1 protein-coding gene is annotated in these 690 nt (G+C 60.1%); it reads left to right on the plus strand.

The genetic code is table 11. The features are described 5' to 3' along the window. Window positions 1–119 precede the first annotated feature (119 nt). On the plus strand, window positions 120–690 hold a 571-nt coding region (locus tag M8J71_RS22620), incomplete at its 3' end, for a reverse transcriptase domain-containing protein (protein ID WP_256250113.1).

Raw genomic sequence — 690 nt, forward strand, 5'->3', positions numbered from 1 at the left:
GGCGGGAATCTTCATGGTTGCCGGGAAGGGCTGAACGCTGGGAATTGATGGTTTGAAGCGGTGCTTCTCGTGTGTTCCACAAGAATCGCAGCCAACCCACGGGAGTGGTGGGACAGAGAGTGAAGGAGCGAACGGTGAATCCGGGATGGCCCCTTTCTGTGCGTAGTGAGGACCCGGCGGGTATCGGGGAGAACATCAGGGATGGATCAGATTTGTGGGAGGAAGTATTCTCCCGGCGGAATCTGATGATCGCGTTGAAACGTGTTGAGCGTAACCGGGGTGCTGCCGGTGCTGACGGGCTGCGCACGGAGGAACTCCGTGCGTGGTGCTTGAGGCATTGGACAGAAACGCGGGAGGCGCTGGACGCGGGTACTTATGCTCCGGGCCCGGTTCGTCAGGTGATGATTCCCAAATCTGACGGCGGGCAACGGAAGCTTGGAGTGCCGTCCGTGCTGGATCGTTTGATCCAGCAGGCAGTCGCGCAAGTCCTGTCTCCGGTCTTTGATCCGGGGTTCGTGCCGGTCTCCTATGGGTTCCGGCCGGGCAGAAGCGCCCACGATGCGGTGAACGTCGCCAGGACGGTGATTTCACAGGGGTATCGGTGGGTGGTTGAGGTTGACCTGGATGCGTTCTTTGACCGGGTGAACCACGACGTGCTGATGGCCAGGGTTGCGCGGAAAGTGAAAGACA

This window comes from Pseudarthrobacter sp. R1, from assembly GCF_024494415.1.
Taxonomy (GTDB): domain Bacteria; phylum Actinomycetota; class Actinomycetes; order Actinomycetales; family Micrococcaceae; genus Arthrobacter.